This is a genomic window from Bacillus velezensis (assembly GCF_001461825.1).
Lineage (GTDB): Bacteria > Bacillota > Bacilli > Bacillales > Bacillaceae > Bacillus > Bacillus velezensis.
This window is the reverse complement of record NZ_LLZC01000003.1, coordinates 71,282-78,918: the sequence shown is the minus strand read 5'-3', so window position 1 is coordinate 78,918 and position 7,637 is coordinate 71,282. Positions and strand designations below refer to the sequence as shown.

Annotated in this window: 9 protein-coding genes and 1 riboswitch; of the genes, 5 read left to right on the top strand and 4 right to left on the bottom strand. The window is 43.6% G+C overall.

Features of this window, described 5'->3' with window-relative positions:
* Together AR442_RS01570 and AR442_RS01565 are read left to right on the top strand one after the other, a co-directional pair.
* On the top strand, nucleotides 1–542 hold a 542-nt coding region (locus AR442_RS01570; RefSeq protein WP_192840833.1), incomplete at its 5' end, for an HNH/ENDO VII family nuclease.
* Between the two features lie 14 nt (nucleotides 543–556).
* Complete coding sequence (locus tag AR442_RS01565; RefSeq protein WP_014418100.1) at nucleotides 557–1,015, top strand: SMI1/KNR4 family protein; 459 nt, start codon at nucleotides 557–559, stop codon at nucleotides 1,013–1,015.
* A 39-nt stretch (nucleotides 1,016–1,054) separates the two neighbouring features.
* Here AR442_RS01565 and AR442_RS01560 read toward each other — a convergent pair whose 3' ends face one another.
* Both AR442_RS01560 and AR442_RS01555 read right to left on the bottom strand, forming a co-directional pair.
* Nucleotides 1,055–1,336, bottom strand: coding sequence for a hypothetical protein (locus AR442_RS01560; RefSeq protein ID WP_017417952.1), 282 nt, complete (start codon nucleotides 1,334–1,336; stop codon nucleotides 1,055–1,057).
* Nucleotides 1,329–1,907: a MarR family winged helix-turn-helix transcriptional regulator gene (locus AR442_RS01555; protein ID WP_014418098.1), complete on the bottom strand. Its 579-nt coding sequence runs from the start codon at nucleotides 1,905–1,907 to the stop codon at nucleotides 1,329–1,331. The genes AR442_RS01560 and AR442_RS01555 overlap by 8 nt, the downstream gene beginning before the upstream one ends.
* 199 nt (nucleotides 1,908–2,106) lie before the next feature.
* On the opposite strand from AR442_RS01555, the gene AR442_RS01550 reads away from it, so the two are divergent.
* Nucleotides 2,107–2,331, top strand: coding sequence for a hypothetical protein (locus tag AR442_RS01550; RefSeq protein ID WP_031304185.1), 225 nt, complete (start codon nucleotides 2,107–2,109; stop codon nucleotides 2,329–2,331).
* Nucleotides 2,332–2,374: 43 nt separating this feature from the next.
* Here AR442_RS01550 and AR442_RS01545 read toward each other — a convergent pair whose 3' ends face one another.
* Nucleotides 2,375–2,659 carry a hypothetical protein gene (locus tag AR442_RS01545; RefSeq protein ID WP_014418096.1) on the bottom strand — a complete coding sequence of 95 codons (285 nt, stop codon included), beginning with the start codon at nucleotides 2,657–2,659 and terminating at the stop codon, nucleotides 2,375–2,377.
* 24 nt (nucleotides 2,660–2,683) lie between these two features.
* Nucleotides 2,684–4,792: a molybdopterin oxidoreductase family protein gene (locus tag AR442_RS01540; RefSeq protein WP_021494179.1), complete on the bottom strand. Its 2,109-nt coding sequence runs from the start codon at nucleotides 4,790–4,792 to the stop codon at nucleotides 2,684–2,686.
* 146 nt (nucleotides 4,793–4,938) lie between these two features.
* A riboswitch (SAM riboswitch) is annotated at nucleotides 4,939–5,031 on the top strand.
* 121 nt (nucleotides 5,032–5,152) lie between these two features.
* Between AR442_RS01540 and AR442_RS01535 the strand changes: the two genes are divergently transcribed.
* Both AR442_RS01535 and AR442_RS01530 read left to right on the top strand, forming a co-directional pair.
* Entirely contained in the window at nucleotides 5,153–6,169 is a 1,017-nt protein-coding gene (locus tag AR442_RS01535) for a 2-hydroxyacid dehydrogenase (protein ID WP_029974615.1), read from the top strand.
* Nucleotides 6,162–7,628 carry an FGGY-family carbohydrate kinase gene (locus tag AR442_RS01530; RefSeq protein ID WP_053285511.1) on the top strand — a complete coding sequence of 489 codons (1,467 nt, stop codon included), beginning with the start codon at nucleotides 6,162–6,164 and terminating at the stop codon, nucleotides 7,626–7,628. Before AR442_RS01535 ends, AR442_RS01530 begins: the two co-directional genes overlap by 8 nt.
* Nucleotides 7,629–7,637 lie beyond the last annotated feature (9 nt).

The window sequence follows — 7,637 nt, the reverse complement described above, 5'->3', positions numbered from 1 at the left end:
CTAAGTATGATCTTGCTCTGGCCGATAACGTACCATACAATGTGGTTGACAGCCAAAACCTTAAAAATGAACTTTTGACCAATGCAAAGAAAATCCCGGATGGAACGAGAAAGCCGTTTACTGGTCAAGAAATAAACCTTCCTTGGTTAAATAAAGAAAAGTATGGTGCCTTTGAGGTTAAGGGCAAGGTAAAAGCAAAGGGAAAAGTTAAAGACATAAGCCGCAGAGTGTATACTATGAAAGATATTGATATGAACCAAAAAACAGAATTTGGCGTAACAAATCTTCAGCTTATGAAAAACGGTAATGCTCCTTATGCAAAAGATGGCACACAGATTAATTTACATCACTTGATTCAAGAAGAACCTGGCCCAATGCTTGAAATCCCAAACAGTTTACATACAAAATATAGTGATGTTATTCATAAGCTTAAGACTGATGGTGAAAGTTTTAGAAATGATAAGGTTTTAAAAGCACAATATGAAAGCTTTCGAAAGAGATATTGGAAGTGGAGAGCGAAACAATTTGAGAATGAGAATTGAGGTGTTTAAATTAAATGATTTATTCAAAGGTTGAAAACTTTATTAATGAAAACAAGCAAAATGCTATATTCACAGAGGGTGCAAGCCATGAAAACATAACTCGCATTGAAGAAATCCTCCAATGCGAACTTCCTATTAGCTATAAATGGTTCTTAGAAAAATACGGTGCTGGTGGTTTATTCGGGGTTTTAGTTTTAGGCTATAACTTCGATCATGCGTCAGTTGCAGATAAAACTAAAGAATATAAACAACATTATGGACTTGCTGATGGTCTTGTTGTCATAGAAGATGTTGATTTTTTTGCTTACTGTCTAGATACGAATAAAATGAAAGACGGAGAATGCCCTGTAGTGGAATGGGATAGGATAATTGGCTATCAAGATATCGCTGCAGAAAGCTTTATCGAATTTTTTTATAATAAGATTCAGGAAGCGAAAGATGACTGGGAAGAAGATGAAGACTGGGACGATTAATAAAAGAAAGCTCTCTTTTAGAGAGCTTTTTTCAGATTTTCAATTTTTAACAGGCTTTATAATGAGCAAACAGGCATTACTCAAAATACTCGCCGCGCCTATCCAAAGCAGCCATTGCGTTGCGGTCAGCCATGAGGCAGTTAGGATAAAGAGTCCGATGGCAATTGATATATAATTGCCGGCTCGGTCCAGTTTACGTTTGCAATGAATTTTATATTTAGCATGAGAAATAAATTGATCAATTTTATCTTTCAGCTCATAGCATTTTTCCTTCATCTTATCCTCTGTTTCTTTTACTTTTCGATAAAGCATATTATTCATCGTCTGCACCCCCATATCGCCGTTTTGAAAATTCAGCCATGATTTTTTCTTCATAGTCATCTGAGATGAATTGTGCCTGATCTTCAACTTTTAAATGTGCTTTTTCTTCAAAACCATCCTGTTCTTCACCATCAAAACGATAAAGTTTTTGCAATAGCCTCCAGAATGTTTCAATTTCATCAGTTGTGAAGTCTTGAAACATATCCGCTAAAAAATAGGTGGATTTTTCTGAACAGGAAATTAACGCTTTTTTTCCTTCAGCGGTAATCTCAATATTGATTGCACGTTTATCCAGTTTGCTTGGCACAGTGTGAACATATCCTTTTTTCGCGAGGCTTGAAATTAATTTGTTAGCGGTTTGTTTTGTTGTGCCCAGCTTTTTAGCGATATTCATAAGTGTGGTATCTTCCGTCGGTAAATGGGCAATAGCAATAAGAGTCATGTGCTGTCGGGAAGTCAGCATTTCTAAGTATTCGTCCCCCCGAGCCTGCACTTTATTGACAACCGAAAATAATGATGCGTAACTTTGTTGCATAACATGCAGTTCCTTCATTAGTAAATTAATATCCATAAGGTATCTCCTATCTGAATTGTCACCATGTTGACAATTACAATATACATCGAAATAGAAAATAAGTCAACGTGGTGACTAATAGTAGCGGGTGCGGCTGTTTTCAAAAATGTCACAGGCAGTCGGAGTGTTTACAAAAGGGGAAATAAGTATAATAAATGCGAAAAGGGCATTAATCCAAAGTGAGAAGGTGTTTGACATGCAGAAAGTGAACTGGTCAGAACAGTATGAATGGTTCAATAAACAGGATGAAAAAGACGGGCGTTTAATGGCGCTCCTTCGTCATGAGCTTACATATGAGGAAGTCATACGGTTATATAAGAAAGGGTTTTATTTGAAATCTAAAGAAGGGGAGGTTTCGTTAAGTAAGAACGATATCCTTCGTATGTTTGGGGTTGAAGAGAGGCAGGGCGGCGTATCTTGATGAACGGGAAGAGAAAAACTCTTCCCGCTTTTCATGGCAGCTGTTATTCTTTTTCCAGCATAGAAGTCAGCCATTCTCTTAATGTATTCTTCTGCACATACCGCTTTCCGTTTCTCGTGATATGCGGAATGTCAGAGGTGTCGGGCACGATTTGTTTTGCTTCTTCCTTCGTAACTCCTAAATAATAACCAATATAGAAGTGCAGATCTTTTTCTTTAATGAGAATGTGGTCAGTGTGTTCATGAGGATCAGGTGATTTAAAGTTTTTCAATCCGTCTCCGATGAAATATCCGGCTAAAGCGATTCCGATGCCGGTAATGATATCCATACAGCAAACCTCCAATAAACGTTATCACTTTTTATACGGTGAAGCCGGCTGAAAGGATTCAGCCTTCATCAAAACCGCCCGGCGTTTATTGCTGAGCTTTTCCACCTGCACCTTTCCGGAGAAGAAAACAGCGCCTCCGCCCATATCCGCCAGCCGATCGGGCGTGAGCGAGTTGACAAGCTGTTTTTTATCATCCATATCGGCCCAAAGACCTTGGCTGACTGCAACGCCGGGAAGCACCTGTTCGCCGACCGAAGCTGTTAATTCACACTCGCCGCGGTGATTCCAAACTCTAACGGTTTCCCCGTCTTCTATGTTCCGGCGTACAGCATCCTCTGTATGAATAAAAAGCTTTGGCGCTTTTTCTAATTTTACGTGTTTTTCATTATTCGAAAATGTTGAATTTAAAAAATTATGATTCGGTCCCGGGACAAATAAAAGCGGAAAATCATCATCGCTCTCAAGAGGGATGTGTGTCGGCAGCGCCGGATAACCGTCCTGTTTCATCTTTTCCGAATATAATTCAATTCTTCCGCTCGGTGTCTTGAGCTTTCCCGGAAAAAGCGGTTTTTTCCGTTTGGCTTTCATGAAGGAATGGCGTGAGAGCGCTTCGTAATCAATATCCTCGATATACGGATTGTCGGGAAAGTCCAGCGCCTGTCTGATCAACTCTTCATCGGAATCCTGAAGCTCCTGCTCGGTAAATCCCATTGCTCCGGCAAGCAAACGGAACACTTCCGTATTCGATTTGCTGTCCCCGTAGGGTTCGATCACCGGTTTTTGCAGCTGAATAAAATGATGCCAGTAAGACGTGTAAAAATCTGTGTTTTCAAATGCGGATGCAGCAGGGAGCACGATATCCGCATATTTGGCGGTTTCCGTTAAAAATAGATCGTGAACGACTGTAAATAAATCCTCCCGCAGCAGGCCTTTTCTGACTTTATTCGCTTCCGGCGCAACCACTGCAGGATTCGTACCGTAAATAAACAGGGAGCGTACGGGCGGTTTTGTTTCTAAAAGAACGCTTCCGAGCCTGTTCATATTAAATGATCGCGGCTTCCTGCCGTAAAGCAGATCAGGCCGCTGGAGCGCTTGTCTGTTATAGTTTAATACCGCGCTGTTGTGCTTGATTGCGCCTCCTCCGGTGTTGAGCCACTGTCCTGTAACAGCCGGAAGGCAGGCGACGGTGCGGACGATCATTCCGCCGTTGTCATGGTGCTGAATGCCGTTTCCGATCCTGATAAGGGAAGGGGAGGTTTCCCCGTACATTCTCGCAAGACGTCTGATATCGTCGGCTTTAACGCCTGTAATAGCAGAAACCGTTTCCGGATCATAGTGTTTAACATGCGCTTTTAATTCGTCACTGCCTTCGGTGTATTCTGTGAGAAATGCTTCATCGTGAAGGTTTTCGTCGAATAAGACATGCATGATACCGAGGGCGAGTGCGGCATCTGTGCCGGGGCGAATGGAAATAAACCAATCGGCAAGCCGGCCGGTTTGGTTCTTATGTACATCGATAACGACAATTTTAGCTCCTTTTTTCCGGGCTTTTTGAGCAATCATGACTTGATGCATATTCGTGCTGACGGCATTGATCCCCCAAAAAATAAAGAGCTTTGCATGTATGGTCTCCTCCGGATCAGTACCCGCTCCTTCACCCATTGTATAGTTATAGCCTTCAGAACCGGCTTTGCTGCAGATCGTCCGTTCGAGATGACTCGCTCCGAGACGATGGAAAAAACGGCGGTCCATTCCCTCTGCCGCCAGTTTTCCCATATTGCCGTAAAAGCTGTACGGAAGAATGCTTTCCTCTCCTTCTTCGGCAATAAGCTCTTTCCAGCGCGCACTGATCGTATTGATCGCTTCCTCCCAGGAAATAGGCGCAAACGCGGCTTCACCTTTTTTACCGATCCGTTTTAACGGAACGGTTACGCGCTTCTCATCATAAATACGCTCAGCCATGTGTCTGACTTTGTTGCAAATATTCCCTGATGTGACCGGGTGATCGGGGTCTCCCTGAATGTTAACGATTTTTCCGTCTTTTTTTGTCACAAGCAAGCCGCATTGATCGGGACAGTCTAGTGAGCATACCGACTTAAATACCCCGTTCGGCTGTGTTGCAGCAGAATTCATAGCCCATTTCTCCTCTTTGTTTATATTGTAAGCATTATAACATTTCAAAATCGAACGTCAATTCAGAAAAAAGTGTTGACATCACGGAAAGACTTTTCTATGATGAGTTTATTCTTTTAAACAGCCTGACAATTTCATCATTTTATTTTCTATCCAGAGAGGTGGAGGGACTGGCCCTACGAAACCTCGGCAACATTTATTGTGCCAATTCCAGCAAGCGTATGCTTGAAAGATAGGAAAGGATGATCTATACATATTTGTGCGCTTCAAGCGCATAAAGACGGTATATGAATCTCTTTCCTTCTTTGGGGAAAGAGATTTTTTTATGAAAAAATTTATGTGAAAAGGATGTTTTGCACCATGACGGTTTTAATTACCGCACCATATCACGACGAGGGGCTGAAGGAGCTGACTGAGCTGTTCGGCCGGACTGTGCACCGGCCGTGGAAGAAGCACGGCCGGGCCTATCGGGAAGATGAATTGATCCGAATGATTCAAGAGACAAACGCGTCGGGGCTTATTACTGAACTTGATGAGGTGTCTGAGCGTGTTATTGACATATTGCCCGATACCGCTTTTATCGGTGTCTGCCGAGGAATGCCGTCTAATGTGAATATTGCGGCGGCGACTAAAAGAAAAATCCCCGTTTTCTTTACACCGGCCCGCAATGCCCAGGCTGTTGCTGAAATGTTTATCGGAAATGTGATTTCATTTTTGCGTCATACGTATTCTTCCCATCAGTGGCTGAAGGACGGGAAGTGGAATGGTGATTATTTGCAGGCTTACGTCAAATTCAGAGGAAATGAGCTGACGGGGAAAACAGTCGGTATTATCGGTTTCGGAGCTGTCGGACAGAGAATCGCCCGGCTATTGGCCGCTTTTGACTGCAAGGTGCTTTACTATGACCCATTTGTCCGTCATGAAAACCGGGAGTATGAAAAAACGACGATTGAACGGGTATTTTCTGAAAGTGATATTGTTTCCGTTCACTTGCCGCGCACAGAAGAAACCATCGGCCTTATCGGCGCCCGGCACTTTCAATTGATGAAACAGGAAGCTGTTTTTGTCAATACGTCAAGAGCGGCGGTTACAGACAGGGAAGAGCTGCTGCGGGTGCTGAAAGAACGGCGGATTAAGGGAGCGATCCTTGACGTGTTTTATCACGAACCGCCTGAATCTTCTGATTATGAATTGATCTCTTTGCCGAATGTGTTAGCGACTCCCCATTTAGCGGGCGCAACGTTTGAAGTGGAGGATCATCATGTGAAGATTTTAAATGGAGCGCTTTTCAAATGGAAACAAGATCAAACCTGTTCAATACGTGAACTTTATAACAAAAGAGAACTTGAAACGGAAGGAGGAGGCTGTAATGGCTGAACAAAAAGGCTACCTTGTATTTGACATCGGAACGGGGAATGCGCGAGTCGCGGTCGTGACAGCCGGCGGTGAAGTGACCGCGCTTGAAAGGGAAGACATTGAATATGTGACGGATCCGCTTTATCCGGACGGACGATATTTCTCACCGGAAGGGCTATGGACGCAAATCAGTGCTATGGCAAGGAAGGTTATTGCCAAAAGCCCTCATATTACATTAATCGGAATCACCTCAACAAGCCAGAGGCAGGGAATTGTTCTGATCAATAAAGATAAAAAGGCATTTCTCGGTCTGCCCAACATTGATAACAGAGGCCGTGAATGGGAAGACGGGATTGAGGCAAAAGAAGAAGTGCATCAGCAAACCGGACGTCTTCCGAGCGCTTTATTTTCCGCCATGAAACTTGTCGGATTAAAAGCTAGACAGCCGTCTTTATGGAAAGAAGTGAAGTACATCACAAGCATCAGTGACTGGGTGACATTTGAGCTGAGCGGCATTTTGAGCTATGAACCGTCACAGGCTGCTGAAACACTGCTGTTTGACGTAAGGAAAAAGGCGTGGTCAGAGAAATTATGCAACATCTTCGGTCTGCCTTCTGCCATTCTTCCTTCACTCGTCCGATCTGGGACGGTTGTCGGAATGTTAACGTTTAAGAAAGCGGCGGTTCTCGGTCTATCTGAAAGAGTGCCTGTGATTGCAGGCGGGGGAGACACACAGCTTGCCATCAAAAGTGCAGATGCAAAGCCGGGAGATATCGTCATCGTATCCGGCACGACGACGCCGATTACAAAGATAACAGCGGAGACCGGAACCGAAAGTTTAAAGAATGCATGGCTGAATTGCCATACAGAAGAAGGTCAATGGCTTCTTGAAACGAATCCGGGTGTAACAGGACTCAATTATCAAAAATTAAAATCCATTTTTTATCCGAATGAATCCTACGGCGTCATGGAACGGGAAATCGCAAGTCTGCCGAAACACGATCATGCTTGTATTTCTGCGTTAGGCTCCTATTTATCGCCTGAGAAAAACGCACTGGCAAAAGGCGGATTTATTTTTGACGCTCCGCTGTCCCAAAACTTAAGCAGAGCCCATTTTGGCAAAGCCGCACTGCTGGAAATCGCTTTTTCAATCAAATGGAACTATGAGGCGTTAACAGAGGTGGCTTCCTTTTCACAAGATTATGTGAAGGTGTGCGGCGGCGGTTTCCAAAGTGATGCTTTGACGCAGTTTCTTGCTAACCTTCTGCAAAAGAAAATCTATAAGAGAGAGGGGTTCAGCCAGGCATCCGCAATGGGAGCGGCGATGATTTGCAACGAAGCTCTCGGTGTGAAAGCAGAGCTTTCGAGCAGCACAAAGGTAATTGAGCCGGAAGCGGATCAGACGGATCTCTTCCTATATGAAGAATGGAAACATACGCAAGAATTATTTACTCATTTTCAGCCGGCGGTGAAAGCCTGACTTGGGGAT

Coding starts and splice junctions, on each gene's coding strand:
- AR442_RS01545 (WP_014418096.1), bottom strand. CDS start 2,659: ATGGATATCATTACCGGCATCGGAATCGCTTTAGCCGGATATTTCATC.
- AR442_RS01565 (WP_014418100.1), top strand. CDS start 557: ATGATTTATTCAAAGGTTGAAAACTTTATTAATGAAAACAAGCAAAAT.
- AR442_RS01560 (WP_017417952.1), bottom strand. CDS start 1,336: ATGAATAATATGCTTTATCGAAAAGTAAAAGAAACAGAGGATAAGATG.
- AR442_RS01555 (WP_014418098.1), bottom strand. CDS start 1,907: ATGGATATTAATTTACTAATGAAGGAACTGCATGTTATGCAACAAAGT.
- AR442_RS01535 (WP_029974615.1), top strand. CDS start 5,153: ATGACGGTTTTAATTACCGCACCATATCACGACGAGGGGCTGAAGGAG.
- AR442_RS01550 (WP_031304185.1), top strand. CDS start 2,107: ATGCAGAAAGTGAACTGGTCAGAACAGTATGAATGGTTCAATAAACAG.
- AR442_RS01540 (WP_021494179.1), bottom strand. CDS start 4,792: ATGAATTCTGCTGCAACACAGCCGAACGGGGTATTTAAGTCGGTATGC.
- AR442_RS01530 (WP_053285511.1), top strand. CDS start 6,162: ATGGCTGAACAAAAAGGCTACCTTGTATTTGACATCGGAACGGGGAAT.